General features: G+C 70.0%; 14 protein-coding genes and 1 riboswitch. Of the genes, 6 read left to right on the top strand and 8 right to left on the bottom strand.

What is annotated here, in order from left to right; genetic code table 11:
- Positions 1-37: 37 nt before the first annotated feature.
- Positions 38-1,021 (top strand): glycosyltransferase family 2 protein, encoded by a 984-nt coding sequence (locus VME70_14975; GenBank protein ID HTW21500.1) that lies wholly within the window; start codon positions 38-40, stop codon positions 1,019-1,021.
- 51 nt (positions 1,022-1,072) lie between these two features.
- On the opposite strand, the gene VME70_14970 is transcribed toward VME70_14975, so the two are convergent.
- On the bottom strand, positions 1,073-2,554 hold the full coding sequence (locus VME70_14970; GenBank protein HTW21499.1) for an LCP family protein: 1,482 nt from the start codon (positions 2,552-2,554) through the stop codon (positions 1,073-1,075).
- 179 nt (positions 2,555-2,733) lie between these two features.
- Between VME70_14970 and VME70_14965 the strand changes: the two genes are divergently transcribed.
- Positions 2,734-4,266, top strand: coding sequence for a SpoIID/LytB domain-containing protein (locus tag VME70_14965; protein ID HTW21498.1), 1,533 nt, complete (start codon positions 2,734-2,736; stop codon positions 4,264-4,266).
- A gap of 58 nt (positions 4,267-4,324) precedes the next feature.
- Positions 4,325-5,518: a hypothetical protein gene (locus VME70_14960; protein HTW21497.1), complete on the top strand. Its 1,194-nt coding sequence runs from the start codon at positions 4,325-4,327 to the stop codon at positions 5,516-5,518.
- Between the two features lie 4 nt (positions 5,519-5,522).
- Here the strand turns inward: VME70_14960 and VME70_14955 are convergent, their stop codons facing one another.
- The 3 genes from VME70_14955 to VME70_14945 all read right to left on the bottom strand — a co-directional run bounded on the left by VME70_14955 (position 5,523) and on the right by VME70_14945 (position 8,185).
- Positions 5,523-6,509 (bottom strand): pirin family protein, encoded by a 987-nt coding sequence (locus VME70_14955; protein ID HTW21496.1) that lies wholly within the window; start codon positions 6,507-6,509, stop codon positions 5,523-5,525.
- 69 nt (positions 6,510-6,578) lie between these two features.
- Positions 6,579-7,331 carry an SDR family NAD(P)-dependent oxidoreductase gene (locus tag VME70_14950; protein HTW21495.1) on the bottom strand — a complete coding sequence of 251 codons (753 nt, stop codon included), beginning with the start codon at positions 7,329-7,331 and terminating at the stop codon, positions 6,579-6,581.
- Positions 7,328-8,185 carry a hypothetical protein gene (locus VME70_14945; GenBank protein HTW21494.1) on the bottom strand — a complete coding sequence of 286 codons (858 nt, stop codon included), beginning with the start codon at positions 8,183-8,185 and terminating at the stop codon, positions 7,328-7,330. Before VME70_14945 ends, VME70_14950 begins: the two co-directional genes overlap by 4 nt.
- A gap of 149 nt (positions 8,186-8,334) precedes the next feature.
- A riboswitch (cyclic di-AMP (ydaO/yuaA leader) is annotated at positions 8,335-8,518 on the top strand.
- A 2-nt stretch (positions 8,519-8,520) separates the two neighbouring features.
- On the opposite strand from VME70_14945, the gene VME70_14940 reads away from it, so the two are divergent.
- On the top strand, positions 8,521-8,856 hold the full coding sequence (locus VME70_14940) for a transglycosylase family protein (GenBank protein ID HTW21493.1): 336 nt from the start codon (positions 8,521-8,523) through the stop codon (positions 8,854-8,856).
- A 12-nt stretch (positions 8,857-8,868) separates the two neighbouring features.
- Here VME70_14940 and VME70_14935 read toward each other — a convergent pair whose 3' ends face one another.
- Both VME70_14935 and VME70_14930 read right to left on the bottom strand, forming a co-directional pair.
- Positions 8,869-9,660 (bottom strand): ABC transporter permease, encoded by a 792-nt coding sequence (locus VME70_14935; protein ID HTW21492.1) that lies wholly within the window; start codon positions 9,658-9,660, stop codon positions 8,869-8,871.
- Positions 9,657-10,607, bottom strand: coding sequence for an ATP-binding cassette domain-containing protein (locus VME70_14930; protein HTW21491.1), 951 nt, complete (start codon positions 10,605-10,607; stop codon positions 9,657-9,659). The genes VME70_14935 and VME70_14930 overlap by 4 nt, the downstream gene beginning before the upstream one ends.
- Before the next feature lie 203 nt (positions 10,608-10,810).
- Between VME70_14930 and VME70_14925 the strand changes: the two genes are divergently transcribed.
- Entirely contained in the window at positions 10,811-11,266 is a 456-nt protein-coding gene (locus VME70_14925) for a hypothetical protein (protein ID HTW21490.1), read from the top strand.
- A 6-nt stretch (positions 11,267-11,272) separates the two neighbouring features.
- On the opposite strand, the gene VME70_14920 is transcribed toward VME70_14925, so the two are convergent.
- A complete protein-coding gene (locus VME70_14920) occupies positions 11,273-12,214 on the bottom strand; it encodes an oxygenase MpaB family protein (GenBank protein ID HTW21489.1) in 942 nt (313 codons plus the stop codon).
- A gap of 66 nt (positions 12,215-12,280) precedes the next feature.
- On the opposite strand from VME70_14920, the gene VME70_14915 reads away from it, so the two are divergent.
- Positions 12,281-14,236, top strand: coding sequence for an acyltransferase family protein (locus VME70_14915; GenBank protein HTW21488.1), 1,956 nt, complete (start codon positions 12,281-12,283; stop codon positions 14,234-14,236).
- Positions 14,237-14,239: 3 nt separating this feature from the next.
- Here VME70_14915 and VME70_14910 read toward each other — a convergent pair whose 3' ends face one another.
- Positions 14,240-16,282, bottom strand: coding sequence for an alpha/beta hydrolase (locus VME70_14910; protein ID HTW21487.1), 2,043 nt, complete (start codon positions 16,280-16,282; stop codon positions 14,240-14,242).
- Positions 16,283-16,356: the final 74 nt, after the last annotated feature.

Below are 16,356 nucleotides of genomic sequence, written 5' to 3'. Positions count from 1 at the left end.
TGATCGCCCGGGACGCCACGCGGTAGCGTGCCGCGGGATGACCAGCGCCACACCGCAGCCCATGCCGGCCGTGTCCGTCGTTCTCCCGGTGCTCAACGAGGAGCGCCATCTGCGCTCGGCGGTCCGATCGGTGCTGGACCAGGACTACCCGGGCGAACTCGAAGTCGTGCTGGCGCTCGGCCCTTCGCGCGACCGGTCCGACGCGGTCGCGAAGGAGCTCGCGGACGATCCGCGGGTGAGCCTCGTCGCGAACCCGACCGGGCGCACACCGAACGGGCTGAACCTTGCGGTCGCCGCGAGCCGGTTCCCGATCGTGGCGCGTGTCGACGGGCACTCGGTGATTCCGGCGGACTACCTGCGCAACGCCGTGGACACCCTCGAGCGCACCGGCGCCGACAACGTCGGTGGGCTGATGTCCGCTCGGGGCGAGACCGGCCTCGAGCGCGCGATCGCGGCGGCTATGACCAGCAAGCTGGGCGTCGGCAACGCGCCGTTCCACGTCGGGGGAACGGAGGGCCCAGCGGACACGGTCTACCTCGGGGTGTTCCGCCGTACCGCGCTCGAGCGAGTCGGCGGGTACGACGAGACCTTTGCGCGCGCGCAGGACTGGGAGATGAACTACCGGATTCGCTCCACCGGCGGGCTGGTGTGGTTCTCGCCGACCCTGTCGGTCTCCTACCGGCCGCGGCACTCCTTGGCCGCGCTCGCCCAGCAGTATTTCCACTACGGTCGCTGGCGACGAGAGGTGATTCGTACTCATCCTGGTTCGGTCAACCTTCGCTATCTAGCCCCACCCGCGGCGTTGGTCGGGGTGGCTGCGGGTCTCATACTTTCGACGTTTCTGTCGCTGTGGGCGTTGACAGTGCCGGGCGGCTACCTGCTCCTCGTCCTGGTCGGTTCGCTGGTCGTCGGGCGCGGCCTGCCGCTCCGCTCCCGGCTCGCGCTTCCCGGTGTCATCGCCACGATGCACATGTCGTGGGGCGCCGGCTTCCTGTCCTCGTGGCGGTCGGTGGCGAAGTGAGCACTGCCAGACCGGGCAGTGCCACGCCGCCGCCGATGACGCGAGGCGCAGCTAGCTGAGGCACCCTTCGTGGCTCGCTGTGGTCGGAGCGATCGTCGACTGGGAACCGCTGCTGATTTTGACTGCGCGGACCGTCGTGTAGTTACTGCCGACGATGACGGTGACGGTCGCGCCCGGTTGTAGCGCCAGCTTGCTGGTTGCGCCCGGGATCGACTCCGTCACGGTCTGAGACGACTGGATCTTGTCGGTGCCGTACTCCACCAGCGTCGAGGTGTAGTTGCGCTGCGCCGCCTTGCCGGTGCTGACCACGTGAAATCCCTTGGCGGTCAACGCTTCCGCGACCTGGTGGGCGAGGCCGCTCTCGGTCGTGCCGTTCTCCACGACGACATTGATGTCGCTCGGCGGGATCGTGAGCGGCGGGCCGGATGCCCTGCTCGCCTTGGCGCTGTTCGGGATCGGCCGGTCGTGCCGGATCGCGTTGAACAACTCGGTCGACTTCACCGGGTCCCACGCGACGTCCGCGGTCGGCACCCCGGGCGGAAGGACGTTGTCGAGCGGCACGGTCAACAGCTGGATGCCGTTCGCCCCGGCGCCGTGGATCGCCCTCGCGAGCCGGATCATGTCCCGCAGGCCGAAGCCATCGGTCTGGAGGGACTTCGTGCCGGCATCGATCACCTTGGCCAGCTTGAACGGATCGAGCAGCAGCCCGGTGCTGAACGCCTTGCGGATCACCGCGCCGATGAACTCCTGCTGGCGCTTGATCCGCGGCAGGTCACCGCCTCCGTCGAGCGCGTAGCGCGCACGCATCAACGCGAGCGCTTGCGTGCCGTCGATCTCGACGTTCTGGCCGGCCGGCAGCTTCAGCCCGCTGCCGTGATAACCGTCCGCGGTGTGCACGATCGGGTCGTCGAGCGGCGTCGCGACGCACATCCGCACGCCGCCGAGCGCGTCGACCACCTTCTCGAAGCCGATGAAGTTGATGACCGCGTAGTGGTCGATGTGGACGTGGGTGAGCGCCTCGACCGTCGTGATCGCGCAGCTCGGTGCGTACTTCGGGCCGGCTTGTTCGCCGATCGAGAACGCCTCGTTGAACTTCCCCCACGTCGGCTGTGACTTCTGGCCGTTCGGCCCGATGACGCAGGACGGGATGTGCACCCAGGAGTCGCGCGGGATGCTCACCATCGTGGCTTTGCGGCCGCCTGCCGACAGGTGCAGCAGGATCGTCGTGTCGGATCGCGCGCCCTGGATCGAGCTGCCGCCGGTACCCCTGCCGCTCGCGCCCTGCCGGCTGTCCGATCCCATGAGCAGGAAGTTCTCGGCGTTCTGGACCAGCTTCGGGGCCGCGCTCTGAACGGACGGTGGAACGACCACCGGGTCGGTCGTGATCTGGCCGGTGAAGTGCCGGTAGAGCAGGTAGCCGCCGCCCGCGGCGAGGACGACGACGACGGCGACGGTGATCGACGTCCACTTCAGCACCCGCCTCCAGCGTTCCGGAGGGCGTGGCGGCGGCGCGGACGACAGCGGGGTCGTCACGAAAAAGTTGCTCCTCGTTAGACGGCTGGTAACCCGGCCGATGCAATTCTCAGGATAGGTCGCGGTTGCTGAGGAGACGCTGAAGGTCGATTCAGGGTTGGCGGACGCCGCGTTCGAGACCGGCGAAGAACCGGCAGATCGGGTCAAGACGCCCTAGGGTTGGGACGATTGTGACAGGTGTGACGCATTCTTCCGCTGCCCATCGGCGCACGCGGCCCGCGGTTCTGGGGTTGGCGGCGACGCTGTCCGTGCCGGTCCTGCTCGCCCTGACGACCGGTTTGCCTACCCCGGCGAACGCGGCCGGGACCGCCCGCCACGAGGTCTATCCGGTGCCGCCGGGCGGCGTCTACACGATTCATGGCCGGGGCAACGGCCACGGTCACGGCATGTCGCAATGGGGTGCCTATGGCGCGGTGAAGGTCGACCACCTGTCGATGAACCAGGTCCTGCACTTCTACTACCCCCACACGACCCTGGCGACGAAGTCGACGCAGCGCACCATTCGCGTGCTTTTGTCCGCGACCGACGCGTCGGGACGCGGTTATGTCCAGGTCAAGCCCGCGCTCGGGCTGTCGGTGACGCCGAGCGGCGGCAAGACTCTGGTGCTCGCCAGGAAGACCGCGAAGAAGAAGGCGATCGCCGGCTGGCGACTGCAGAAGCAGGGCTCCTCGGTGCTGTTGCGTGAGAGCGTTTCGGGCACGTGGCACACCGTCAAGACGTTCGGGTCCGGCGCGACCATCAGTGACACGGCAGAGCAGATCCCCGTCGTGACGCCGAGCGGTCCGATCAGCTACCGCGGTTCGGTAGTAGCCGAGATCGAGTCGGGAGCGATGGAAGCGGTCAACGACGTCAACGTCGAGCAGTACCTCTACTCCGTGGTGCCGGCGGAGATGTCGTCGTCATGGCCGACCGCGGCGTTGCAGGCCCAGGCGGTCGCCTCGCGTTCCTACGCGCGGCACGGGCTGAACAACCCGAAGGCCAGCTGGTACGACGTCGACGGCGACACCCGCGACCAGGCCTACGGCGGCGTCGGGATCGAAACTGCGCGCACCACGAACGCGGTCAACGCAACGGCCGGCGAAACGATCGTGGACGGGCACAACCGAGCGATCATGGCGCAGTACGCATCCGCGGACGGCGGCTGGACGGTGTCCGGCGGCGTGTCCTACCTGCCCAGCGAGGCCGACCCGTACGACGGCGCGATCCCCAACACCGATCACGCCTGGACCCGCAGCGTGGCGGCCAGCACGCTCGAGGCGGCGTACCCGAAGCTCGGAAAGCTCGAGGACATCGACATCACCGGCCGCGACGGCGACGGCTTGTGGGGCGGCCGCGTCACCGAGCTGACGCTGGTCGGTTCGCACTCGTCGGTGCAGCTGTCCGGCAGTGCCCTACAGGCCACGCTCGGCTTCGGCAGCACCTGGTTCCGTCCCACCCCGCTGCCGGCGGCACCCGCGCAGCTGTCGGCGAAGGCGAAGGGATCGACCGTCACGATCACGTGGCAGGCGCCGCACTCGGTCTCGGGGGCGTCCCCGGTGAGCGGATACCTGGTCACGCTCGCGCCGGGGAAGCACTCCGCGAAGGTGAGCGCGAAAGTCCTGACCGAGTCGGTCGCCAAGCTGGCGGCGGGCACCTACACGGTGCGGGTGGCTGCGCTGAGCAAGGCCGGCACCGGGCCGACCGCCAGCACAACGGTGACGGTCGGGAAGTAGCCGGCTCGCTCGCACCCGGCACCCGGCGTCGGCCGGCTACGGTCCGTAACCTGTGCGGATGCGCATCGTGCTGCATGCCGGCCTGCACAAGTCCGGGACGACATCGGTGCAGCACATGTGGCGGCAGGCCTTCGCTCGCGGTGGCGAAGGCGTTTGGTATCCGGGCCAGAAGGGCGCCCGCCACCCGGGCCATCACGCTTTCGTCTGGCCGCTGCTGGTCGCGTTCACCGAGCGCCGGGCCAACGACCTGATCTGGTCGGCGACCCGTAGCGCGCACAAGGGCGACCTCGCCGACGTGCTCAAGGCGGCCGAGCGGCGCGGTGTTCAGACGCTTCTGATCTCGACCGAGGAGCTCGACCGGGTCGAGCCGGAGGACGTCGACCGGCTCGGCACCCTGCTCTCGGGTCACGATGTCACCGCGGTGTTCACGGCCACTCGCCCGGTGCACCGGTGGTGCTCAGGGTGGCAGGAGCTGGTCAAGCACGGCTCCAGCCAGTACCCACGTGACGCGGCCGAGGACATCATGGCGTTCGCATCGCTCGCCGAGGGTCGGCTGCAGCAGCTGACCGAGCTGATCCCCGCCGCGCGCCACATCATTCGCGTGGTCCGCACCAACCCGCCGGAGGACGACCTTGCCCAGGACCTGAGCGAGCTTGCCGGGCTGACCTGGCCGGCCGGGCTCAGGCCGGCCCGGACGCACAACGTGTCGATGGGTGTCGACGTCGAGGTGCTGCGCCGGATCAACCGGCTCGACCTCTCGCTCGGGACGGTTGACGGGGGTGGCCGGCCGCTCATCGCGGCGCTGAAGCCGGCCGAACCCCGGTACGCCGAGCGGCCCGAGCTCGCCGACGCCTACGAGCTACCGCCCGCGTTCTGGGCGGCCACGAAGGCCGAAAGCGAGTTCCTCGCCGATCCGGGCGCCGGGGTGGACGTGGTCGACCCGCATGGGGAGCTCGAGCACTGGCGAAGCGGCGAGGTCCCCGACTGGTACGCCGAGGTACGCACCCGCGAGCTCGTCGTGCCGCAGCTCGACGTACCGGTCGACCCGGACGAGATGCTGTGGCGGGTTCGCCAGGAGCGCTCAGCGCTTCGCAACCTGCTCGACCGAGCTGTGCTGCGGATGGCGGAGCTGGAGGCCGAGGTGGCCACTGCCGAGACCAGCGGGTCGGCGTCCACGCCGGCACCGCCACCCAGAGCCGGGGTCGTGGCACGAGTGCGCCGGCGGATCCGCCGCCGGGTCGGCGGGAGATGAGCGGTCAGCCGGTGACGAGGTCAGTCGGTGCGCCGTGCACGGCGGGAATCGAGCCGAGCCGCCCGGCCTGGTAGTCCTCGAACGCCTGCAGCACCTCGGCCTTGGTGTTCATCACGAACGGGCCCATCCACGCGACCGGCTCCCGGATCGGCTGACCGCCGAGCAGCAGGATGTCGAGGCCGGCGGCATGCCGGGCGTCCTGGCCCGCGGCGGCCGACACGGTGATGCTGCCGCCGGACCCGAAGACCACGAGCCGGCCGGTGCTGATCTCGACCTGCTCCGGGCCGGCGGTGCCACGGCCGGCGAGCACGTAACCCAAGGCGTTGAAGTCGGTGCGCCACGGCAACGTCAGAGACGCGCCGGGTGCGACCGTCGCGTGCACCATCGTCATCGGGGTGTAGGTCGAACCGGGACCGGCGTGGCCGTCGATCTCGCCGGCGATGACCCGGATCAGGGCGCCGGCATCGGGCGAGGTCAGCAACCCGACCTGACCGCCACGCAGGTCCTGGTAGCGCGGCGCAACCAGCTTCTGGGCTCGCGGCAGGTTGACCCAGAGCTGGATCCCGTGGAACACGCCGCCGCTGGCGACCAGCGCCTCGGGCGGCCGCTCGATGTGCAGGATCCCTCCGCCGGCGGTCATCCACTGGGTGTCCCCGTTGGTGATGACGCCGCCGCCTCCGTTCGAGTCCTGGTGCTCGAAGGTGCCGTCGATGATGTAGGTCACGGTCTCGAACCCGCGGTGCGGGTGCCAGGCCGTGCCCTTCGCCTCGCCCGGCGCGTACTCGACCTCGCCCATCTGGTCCATGTGCACGAACGGGTCGAGGTCCGCGAGGTCGACGCCGGCGAACGCGCGACGTACCGGGAAGCCCTCGCCCTCGAAGCCGCGCGGCGCGTCGGTCACACCCTTCACCGGACGCGGGGCAGCGCTCGCCACCTCGAGGACGGGTACGCGGGCGAGTGTGCTCAGGTCGTCAACGGTTACCGCGGGCATCTCATGCCTCCTGTCGAAGTCGACGCCTGCAACGTAGTTGCGAGAGCAAGTATTCCGCCACGCGGCCGGTCAGTCGACCCGTGGCCCGGGAATCCCGCGGAAGCGGAAGACCTCGCCGGGGCGGCCCGGTTGGATGTACCAGCACTCGCCGGAGCGCCCGCTGGTCGCCGCGGCGAGGAACGCGTCGACCACCATGTCCACCGGGATCAGCGCGAGACCTTCGGTCGCGAGCAGCTCGCGGAGCGGGTCGACGATCGCGGTGTCGGAAAAGCCCGGGCAGATCGCGTTGACCCGGATCCCGTGTTGCGGCCAGTCCTCGCCGATCGCGCGCACGAGGCCCACGACACCGTGCTTGTTCGCGCCGTAGATCGGGTCGAAGCCGGTTCCGGTCAGCCCGGCGAGGCTCGCGGTCGCCACGATCGAGCCGCCGCCGGCGGCCTTCATCGGGCCGAAGCAGGCGTGCGCTCCGAACGCCACGCCGTCGAGGTTGACCCCCATCGCGCGCCGGTAGGCGGCCAGGTCGAAGTCCTCGCCGAGCCCGCAGCCGGTCGCGATCCCCGCATTGAGGAACGCGAGGTCGAGCCGCTCGAACCGCTCGAGCACCGCGTCGACGGCTGCCCGGCAGTCGTCGAGGTCCGAGACGTCACAGGGCACGAACACCCCGCCGATCTCGGCGGCCACCCGCTCCCCGGACTCACGGTTGATGTCCGAGACGGCGACCTGTGCGCCGAGGCCGGCCAGCCGGCGGGCTGCGCCGGCGCCGAAGCCCTGAGCCCCGCCGGTGACCCAGGCCACCTGCCCGGTGAAGTCCGGTTCGGTCACGGCGTACCTCCGAACAACGACTGGGCGATCGCCCGCGACCATGGCCGGGCCAGCTCGCGAAGCCGCTGCGTTCGCTCGACGCCGAGATGCAGGTACGGCGCTGCATCCGCCGCGTCGGTCTGGGCTTCGATCGTGGCCCGCAGCGCGGCGCCCGCCTCTGTCGGCGTGCCGTCGGCGGCCAGCAGGCCGCGGTCGCGCAGGCGGTCGGCGGCGGCTTCCCATGCCTCATCGGGCCAGCCCCGGGTCTCGCGCTGCATCAACGTGGCAAGCCCGTCTGCAACCGGTTCGTAGTTGATCATCGCCTCGACCGGGCCGAGGCCGGCGAGCACGAGGGCGGCGATGTGGGCGTCACCGCGGTGTTCCCGCAGGAGGGTCTGCGCGTGGAACAGCTGCAGGTGTGGCGGCTCCGGCCAGGGCAGTGCGGCGTGAGCGGCGTACAGGGGATGGCCCTCGGCTCCGAGCACCGTGGTCGCCTCCCGGGCCAGCGCCGCTGCCTCGGCGATCGCATCCGAGCCGAGCAGCTCGGCCCCGAGGATCCGCCGATAGGCGCGGTCGGCCCCGGCGAGCCTGGCCTCGAGCACCGCTTCCGGGGTCGTGACGTCCCAGACCGCGGGGATCGCCCGGCGGACCCGATCGGGCGAGAAGTTGAAGAACGTGGCGATCACGACCTCCGCCGGGACCCGGCCGAGGGCCGCCGACCGGGAGGCGAAGTAGCCGCGCATGCTCCCCTTGATGCCGAGCTCGGCATAGGCCTCGGACGGCTCGGGCGAGAAGTACACGATGATGTGCAGCGGTTCGAGCGTCCGGTGCGCCTTGCGGGCCAGCTCAGCGCCGTCGATCACGGGTGCGGTCATGGCCGAACCCTATTCGGGATGCCAAAAAACCGGCATTCCCGGGCGCGTGTAACAGCAGTAACAGGCTGTCCCCAATCGGGGGCATACGGCTCTTTTCAAGATCCACTTCGGTCGCTAACGTCCGTCGCAGTCGCCCCTTCGGGCGACCGACAGCGTGGACGCCTAATCCCGCCACCACCGCTGCCCGGCAGGACCAGACGTGGGCGGGAGCGGAGGACCCAAATCCTCGGACGTCGCCTCGGCGATGTCCTCGGGGTGAAGCCGCATCAGCGGCCGGGCGAGACTCGCGCCCGAACCCGACAGCTAACTTCGCCGGCGTCCGAGGAAGAGCAGCCGTGCAGCTGTGGAATCCGCGCAGCGGGGTGGTCGCGCTGACCGCCGGCCTGCTCGCGACCGGCATCGTCGCCGCAACCCCGGTCTCCGCCTCCGACTCTCTTGCCACCAAGCTGCATCGGTTGCGGGTCTGCGAGTCGGGTGACAACTACCGCGCCGACACCGGTAATGGCTACTACGGCGCCTACCAGTTCTCGCTGCGGACCTGGCACGGCCTCGGCTACAAGGGCCGGCCGGATCACGCCAAGCCGTTGATGCAGAACCACGCGGCCCGCAAGCTTCACGCCCAGGACGGCTGGCGCGCCTGGCCCGGCTGCGCCCGGGCCGAGAAGCTCTAGCCGGTCGCTGGCCTACTTGACGTCTCTGGTGCGCAGCAGGTACCAGCCGACGCCGATGAACAGCGCGACCCAGAGCAGGAAGACGCCGAACCCCGCCCAGGGGGCCAGGTTCGTGTAATGGTCGTAGATCACCTGAGTGATGGAGCCGCCCGCGTTGGCGGGCAGGAAGCGCACCAGGTTGTGGTGCCAGCTGCGAGGTAGCGCGCCCAGTACGACCGGGAGCAGGAACACGATCCCGACCAGCACGGTGATGGCGCCGGCAGTGTGGCGGACGATCAGGGCAAGGCCGATCGCCAGGAGCGCGAGCCCCGCCATGTACAGCCCGACGCCGAGGACCGCGCGCAGGACGCCCGGCTGGCTGAGCGTGACGTTGAGGTTGTGGCCGGTGAAGATCGCCTGCCCGATGAAGAAGGCGATGAACCCGATCGCAGTCGCGACCACGAAGCTGAGGACGGCGAGGACGAACGCCTTCGCGGCGACGACGTACCCGCGCTGCGGGGTCGCGGCGACCGTTGTGCGGATGGTGCCGGTGCTGTACTCGGACGACACCGCGAGGACGGCCAGGACGCCGAGCGCGAGCTGGGCGAAGAACAGTCCGGCGGTGCTCGTCGAGGTGGGGTCGAACGTCGCCCGGTCGGAGGCCGACATCTGCGGGTAGGCGTGCTCAGTGGCGCCCGCGATTGCCGCCGAGAGCCCGACGCCGAGGACGATCGCGATCAGGATCGACCAGTACGTCGAACGCACCGACCGCAGCTTGGTCCACTCGGAGGCGAGCGAGTCGCGGAAGAGGGCGAGGTCGATCATGCCGGGCTCCCTTCGCCGGTGGTGCTCGCTGCCGTGGCGGAGGTGCCGGGGGCGCGGTAGTCGACGGCGTCCTCGGTCAGCTCCATGAACGCCGTCTCCAGCGAGGCCTGGGCGAGCACGAGCTCGTGCAGCACGATGCCGTTGGCGGCGGCGAGCTCTCCGACCGCCTCGGTGGTCATCCCGGTGACCTCGAGGGTTGAGTCGTTCGCGGGCTTGGCCTCGCCACCGTGCGAAGAGATCAGCCCGGCGAGCGCGCCGGCCTGCGGTGAGCGCACCCGCACGAACGAGGACGAGCTCATCTGGATGACCTGCTCGGTCGAGGCATCCGCGATCAGCTTGCCCCGGCCGATCACGATCAGGTGGTCGGCGGTCAGCGCCATCTCGCTCATCAGGTGGCTCGACACGAAAACCGTCTTGCCCTGCCCGGCGAAGTGCTTGAGCAGGTTGCGAACCCACAGGATGCCTTCGGGGTCGAGCCCGTTGACCGGCTCGTCGAGGATCAGGATCGAGGGATCGGCGAGGAGCGCGGTCGCGATCCCGAGGCGCTGGCCCATGCCGAGCGAGAAGCCGCTCGCCCGCTTCTTGGCGACCGACGTGAGGCCGACCAGCTCGAGGACCTCGTCGATCCGCTTGCGGTCGATGTGATTCGTCTGCGCGACCGCGAGCAGATGGTTGTAGGCGGAGCGGCCGCCATGGATCGCGCGCGCCTCCAGCAGCGCGCCGACCTCGTACAGCGGGCGGCGATGGGAGCGGTACGGCGAGCCGTTGACGGTGACGCTGCCGTCGGAGGGCCGGTCCAGGCCGAGGATGAGCCGCATCGTGGTCGACTTGCCGGCCCCGTTGGGGCCGAGGAAGCCGGTCACCATTCCGGGCTGGACGGTGAAGCTGAGGTGGTCGACGGCGAGCGTGCTTCCGTAGCGCTTGGTCAGGCCAGTGGCCTCGATCATGACGTGCCGCACCTCCCCGTGATCGTTCCGGACATTAAGCACTTTAACGGCACCACCCGGGCAAGCCCCACAGGTTTAGCCGTGGCTGAACCGGCGTGCCGGATCGGACGTGAGTCTGAGCGGCGGCGAGCTGAGCGCCCCCAACGCTAGCGACGAGGAGGGGAGATCGGGTGCAGGTACGGGTTCGGATCGCGGGAGTGACCATGAGCGCTCTCGCGCTCGTCGCAGGTGCCGGTCTGGCCGCGACTGCGGCCGCGGCCGGCCCCACGGCCGTTCATGCTGCGCCGGCCGCGAAGCACGTCGGGTCGAGGCACGTCGGGTCGATGATCAGCCTGCGGCAGACCTCGCGCGGCACGGTGCTGGTCGGGGCCAACGGCCATTCGCTCTACCTGTTCACCTCGGACACCACGAACCACTCGCATTGTGGGCCGGGCTGTCGCAAGAAGTGGCCACCGGTCACCGCGACGCATCTGCCGAAGGCCGGGGCGGGCGTCAGCCGCCGCCACCTCAAGCTGATCAAGGGCCACCAGGTCAGCTATTACGGACGCCCGCTCTACACCTACTACAAGGACACCAAGGCCGGGCAGACCAAGGGTGAAGGCCTGCTGAGATTCGGCGGTTACTGGTATCTGGTCGGCGCGAAGGGCGGCATCGTCTAGCTCGCGCTACCCGTCGTTGGCGGCGGCGCCGGTCGGCTCGGCCAGGCAGCGGGCCCGCGCTTCGATCTGGAACCTGGGCTCACCGAGGCTCCAGCGCAACGCCGCGAGCAACGTCTGCGCTGCCCGTCGGGTGGCCTGCTGCTCGGCCACCCGTGGCAGCGCGGTGAAGACGCTCGCGCGCTCGCCGTACAGCCGTCGTGCCCAGTCCGGCAGCACGTCGAAGGCGGCCCTCGTGATCACCAGGCTGGCAGCTTTCGACGCCGGATCGGCCCCGAAGGGCCGGCGGAAGAAGTCCGCGAGATTGGCGGTCTCCTCGGAGCAGCAGAGCTGCGGGCGCATCCGCTCGAAGTACGCCGTCACCTCGTCGCGGGTGGACGGCACCGGACCGGGCGCCCCGAGCCGCAGCGCGAACTGCGAGTACTCGGCGTAGTACTCATCGATCCGCGCCCCGGTGACGGGGTGCGGGTGGTAACGCTGGTGGGCGAGCATGATGCAGTGCGCTTGGGTCACCGCGGTCCAGACCAGCTGCTCGGGGTCGTCTGCGGAGTAGGCCCGGCCGTCGGGCATGGTGCCCCGGACCTGGCGGTGCAGGGTGCGGACGATGCCGCAGGTCCGTTCCACCACCGGCATCGATCCCCAGGTCATCGCGTTGACGAACGACGCCGTCCGGCCGAGCCGGGCGAGCGGGTCGTCGCTGTAGGAGGAGTGCTGGTTCGTGCCGTAGATGGTGGGCTGGTGCAGCCCGCCGAGTAGCAGCCCGGCCAGCCCGCCGACCAGGCCGGCAACGTCGCCGTGCACGTACCAGATCGCGCTGTCCGGTCCGTACAGGCCCGGGTCGCCGGGCGGGTCGGTGAACTGCACGCCGGGCAACCCGTCGGCGCCGACCGTACGCAGCCAGCCGTGCCGGATCAGCGCCTTCGGCGCCGCGAAGACCTCGGCCACGTCCATGGGACGACGGTACGGCGCCGGCACTCACAACCGCAGCCGCGGGTCGAGCGTCTAGAGGTACGGCGGGTGGTGCGGGACGAGCTCAGCAAGGTAGGCACGGTGAACGACGGGGTGCGCTCTGCGTCGCACTGGAGCGGGCTCGACGGCCTGCGGGCGATCGCCGTCATCGCGGTGGTCGTCTACCACTTCGCGCCGTTCGCTCTGCCCGGCGGCTTCCTCGGCGTCGACATCTTCTTCGTCATCAGCGGCTATCTGATCACGCGACTTCTGGCCCAGGAGTTCCTCGCCGTCGGCAGCATCGACGTGGCGCGGTTCTACCGGCGCCGCGCCCGCCGACTGTTGCCTGCACTGGCCGTCGTACTCTCCTCGGTCAGCGTCGCGGCCCTGGTCTGGCGGGACCAGCTCGCAACCGTCCGCGGCGGGGTGCTCGCCGCCTCGGTGTTCGGCGCCAACTGGTGGCTCGCCTTCGATCACCAGTCCTACTTCGTCGCGACCGGCCGCCCGAGCATGCTGCAGCACCTGTGGTCGCTCGGCGTCGAGGAGCAGTTCTACCTGTTCTGGCCGGTCATCGCGGCCGCGTTGCTGGCCGGTGGGCGGCGGTCGATCGCCAGGCATGGGTGGTCTCGGCGGCGCGCGGTCGGACGGATCTGTGTTGTGGCCGTGCTGATCGCCTTCGCTTCCACCGGGTTGATGTGGTGGCTGGCCGACCTGCACGACGTGCCGTACGGCAACGACGGCTCGCTGCTGTATTACGGCACGGACACGCACTGCATGGGCTTGCTGCTGGGCGCCGCACTCGGCGCCTGGGCGGCCGCCGGCGGCCGGTTGGGGGCCGATCGAACGCAACGGTGGCGATGGTGGCTCGGACAGGCGGCCGGGGCGCTGGCGCTCGCCGGCGTCGGCGTACTCCTGTGGCGGGTCGCGGAATACTCGCACAGCCTGTATCGCGGCGACTTCTTGCTCGTGTCGGTCCTCGTCGCCATGGTTGTCGCGGTCGCGACGCAGCCGGACAGCGCGCTCGGTAAGGCTCTCGATGCACCGCTGCTGCGCTGGATCGGGGTCCGCTCGTACAGCATCTATCTCTGGCACTGGCCGATCGCGGTCGTGACCCGGCCGGGCATCGATACGACGATGCCGACCTGGCTGGACCAGTTGCTACGGGTCGGGTTGACCATCGCGCTGGCCGACGCGACGTATCGGTGGATCGAGACACCGGTGCGCCGGCTGGGCTTCGTCGCCGTCGCCGCGCGGGCCCGCGAGGCGGTCCGGACCCGCTGGCGCGACGTTCCGCCGCGGCCCGGCGTTGCCGGACCGGTCGCACTGGCGGTCCTGCTCGGCTTCGCGGCACTCGTGATCGTGGTCGGTCCGGCGGCGCCGAACCCGCCGGCTGCCGTGGGGGCCGGCGTGGGCGGTCGCGACCTTTCGCTGTCCGGCAGTGTCGCCGCCAGCCACCACTCGTCGGCTCCGGGTCCGGGGAGTTCCCACCACCCGCGCTCGGACGGCAGGAGCGGCGCGCGGCGCGCCACCGCGCTGCCGAAGCTCAGCGGCTTCGGTGACTCCGTCCTGCTCGGAGCACGCTCGGCGCTGTCGAAGATCTTCCCCGGCGGCTCGATCGACGCCGTCGTCGGCCGCCAGCCCGATCCGATCCTTGCCGACGTGCGCGCCGCGGCGAAAGCAGGCAAGCTCCAGCCGTACGTCGTCCTGCATCTCGGCAACAACGGGTTGATCAAACCCGCCGACCTCGTGCGAACCCTTCAGGACCTGTCCGGTGCCCGGCTGGTGCTGGTGCTCAACGACCATCTCGATCCGTACGACCATGCCTGGCAGAAGCCGAACAACGCGACCATCGCGCGGATCGTGCCGCGGTATGCCAACGCGCGCGTGCTGGACTGGAACGCGATCGCCGGTCGTCACCACGACTGGCTCTACCCGGACGATCTTCATCTCCGACCGGCCGGCGCAACCGCGTATGCGCGACTGCTCGCGCAGGCGTACCGGCACGACGTGCGCCCCGGTTCGTAACCGCTACGGCGCGAGCATCGAGACCACGAGCGCGCGGCCGCCCAGTGCGCCGGTGAGAGTTGCGCGGGCACCCTTGCGCCGCGTGTTCCAGTGCCCGTTCACCGTGCCGTTGACGATCGAGCCGCGCACCGTCTTGCCGGCGCCGTCGACGCGTCGAACGGTCAGCGTGCACGACAGCGTGTGCAGGTAGGGCCGCCAGGTCATCGTCCCGCTGATCGCCAGGTTGCGGTCGAGCCGGAGTCGATGGAACGTGAAGCGCACGGTGTGCAGGCCGCCGGTGTAGCGGAACGTGCCGCCGTACAAGCCGACGCCGTGACCGGAGTAGTTGTTGTACCAGCGGTCCTGCAGGTCGGCCATCGTCTCCGCCGCTGCCGCCGCAGCTCTCCGGCCGAGCTCGCCGACCGCGTTTCCCGCGAGCGCGACGGCCGGTACCTGCTTGGTGAACGACGGGTAGTAGCGACCCAGGGTGCGCACCGGCGCGACCTTCTTCGCGCACGCGAGCTCGGCCTTCGACAAGTGCTTCGGGTGGGTGATGAACGCGCGCACGATCGAGCTGCTGCAGCCGTCGGTGTCGTCCTCCGCTGTCACGTGGAAGCTGTTCGCGATGATGACGTGCCGGGAGTCCGGGAACTCCGCCTTGACGAAGTCGCCTTCCTTCGGCGTCGTGATGGAGTCGAGCTCACCGGTCAGGATCAGGGTCGGGACCGACGGGTAGTGCCCGGACGGCGGTGCCGGCGGCCCGGCCGCGTAGGCCGGAGCGGGTGACGGCCACTTCAGGCACCAGTTCGCCTCCGCCCACACGGAGTGCAGGTACTCCGTGATCGTGAACGGCGCATAGACCTTCGGGTCGACCTTTTCTTCGTGCGCGATCGCGGCCTTGTACTGAGTCAGCCGTTCGCTCGGCGGGTCGGCCATGTCGTAGAGCTGCGGGTAGTCCTCGCAGCTGACCGCGGCGTCAAGGCCTTCGCTGTAGCCGGTGGGCGCGCCGTCGTACGACGAAGGATCGACGTTCTCCGCGACCAGCCGTAACAACGGTGCCCGGTCGCCGTGCAATGCGGAGCGCAGGGCGGCGGTGAACTCCCGGTAGTACTCCGGTCCGTACGTCGCACCGAAGGCGACCGCGACGAGTGCCGCTCCGTTGACGACGGCGTGGTGACGCACACCATCAGCGTCGTAGGCAATCCCGCGGTAGGGCTTCTTGCGCACCTGCTTCAGCACCCTCTCGAGCAGCTGCATGGGTTTCCCGTGCGCGGTGCGGCAGGCCGTCGAGCGGCGACACGCGGTCGCGAACGACGTGCGCATCGCGTGCGTCTGGGTCGGATACCACTGCGTCTCGCCGGTCGGGGGGTAGGCACTGTCGAGCACGATGCTGCGGATCTGGTGCGGATGGCGACCGGCGAAGACCTGGGTGAAGAAGGTGCCGTAGGAGTCGCCGTACAGGTCGACCTTGCCGAGCTTCAGCGCGCGGATCACTGCGGACTGGTCGTCGGCGGACAGCTTCGTGCCGTAGAGGTCGGCGTGGTCGCCGAGCTTCTTCGCGCACTTCGCGGCGGCGGTGTCGTAGGCACCGGCGTAGAGGTTCTGCAGGGCCGGGCAGTTGATCGCGGCGCTGCGGCCGGTGCCGCGCTGGTCGATCAGCAGCAGGTTGCGACGGCGCAGCAGCGCGCCGTACATCGCCGAGTAGTCGCGCGCACTGCCGGTCGTGCTGTAGCCCGGGCCGCCTTCGTGCGGCACGACCGTCCCAAGCACGGGATCCTCCTGGTCGGTCGCGGGGACGAAGGCGAACCCGATCCCGATGTCGCCCTTGACCGCGCCGGTCGGGTCCCAGGGCCGCTCGAGCGTGCCGCAGAAGGCATGCGGCAGCACCTTGCAGGCCGTGAGGGTGAGCGTGCCGACCGTGAGGTGAGCGCCGGCGTGCGGTCGGCGTCCGGTTGCCTGAGCGCCCGGCGCGATCGCCACCAACGAGACGACGACGGCGGCCGCGGCGCATGCGGCAGCAGTGGCACGGATGGTGGGCTGGCGAGGGCGGTGGCGAGTTCCTGGCACGCGCTGACCCTAGCCAGCGCGAGGGGTACTGGCGAGGCCGGAAGACTGGCGCAGATTCACTATTCACTCAGCGT

The organism is Mycobacteriales bacterium (assembly GCA_035504215.1).
Classification (GTDB): Bacteria; Actinomycetota; Actinomycetes; order JAFAQI01; family JAFAQI01; genus DATAUK01.
This window is presented reverse-complemented; position numbering and strand designations above follow the sequence as displayed.

Excerpts from the sequence above, each read along its gene's own strand:
- VME70_14975 (HTW21500.1), top strand. The coding sequence starts at position 38 with ATGACCAGCGCCACACCGCAGCCCATGCCGGCCGTGTCCGTCGTTCTC.
- VME70_14960 (HTW21497.1), top strand. The coding sequence starts at position 4,325 with ATGCGCATCGTGCTGCATGCCGGCCTGCACAAGTCCGGGACGACATCG.
- VME70_14955 (HTW21496.1), bottom strand. The coding sequence starts at position 6,509 with ATGCCCGCGGTAACCGTTGACGACCTGAGCACACTCGCCCGCGTACCC.
- VME70_14945 (HTW21494.1), bottom strand. The coding sequence starts at position 8,185 with ATGACCGCACCCGTGATCGACGGCGCTGAGCTGGCCCGCAAGGCGCAC.
- VME70_14935 (HTW21492.1), bottom strand. The coding sequence starts at position 9,660 with ATGATCGACCTCGCCCTCTTCCGCGACTCGCTCGCCTCCGAGTGGACC.
- VME70_14930 (HTW21491.1), bottom strand. The coding sequence starts at position 10,607 with ATGATCGAGGCCACTGGCCTGACCAAGCGCTACGGAAGCACGCTCGCC.
- VME70_14925 (HTW21490.1), top strand. The coding sequence starts at position 10,811 with ATGAGCGCTCTCGCGCTCGTCGCAGGTGCCGGTCTGGCCGCGACTGCG.
- VME70_14920 (HTW21489.1), bottom strand. The coding sequence starts at position 12,214 with ATGGACGTGGCCGAGGTCTTCGCGGCGCCGAAGGCGCTGATCCGGCAC.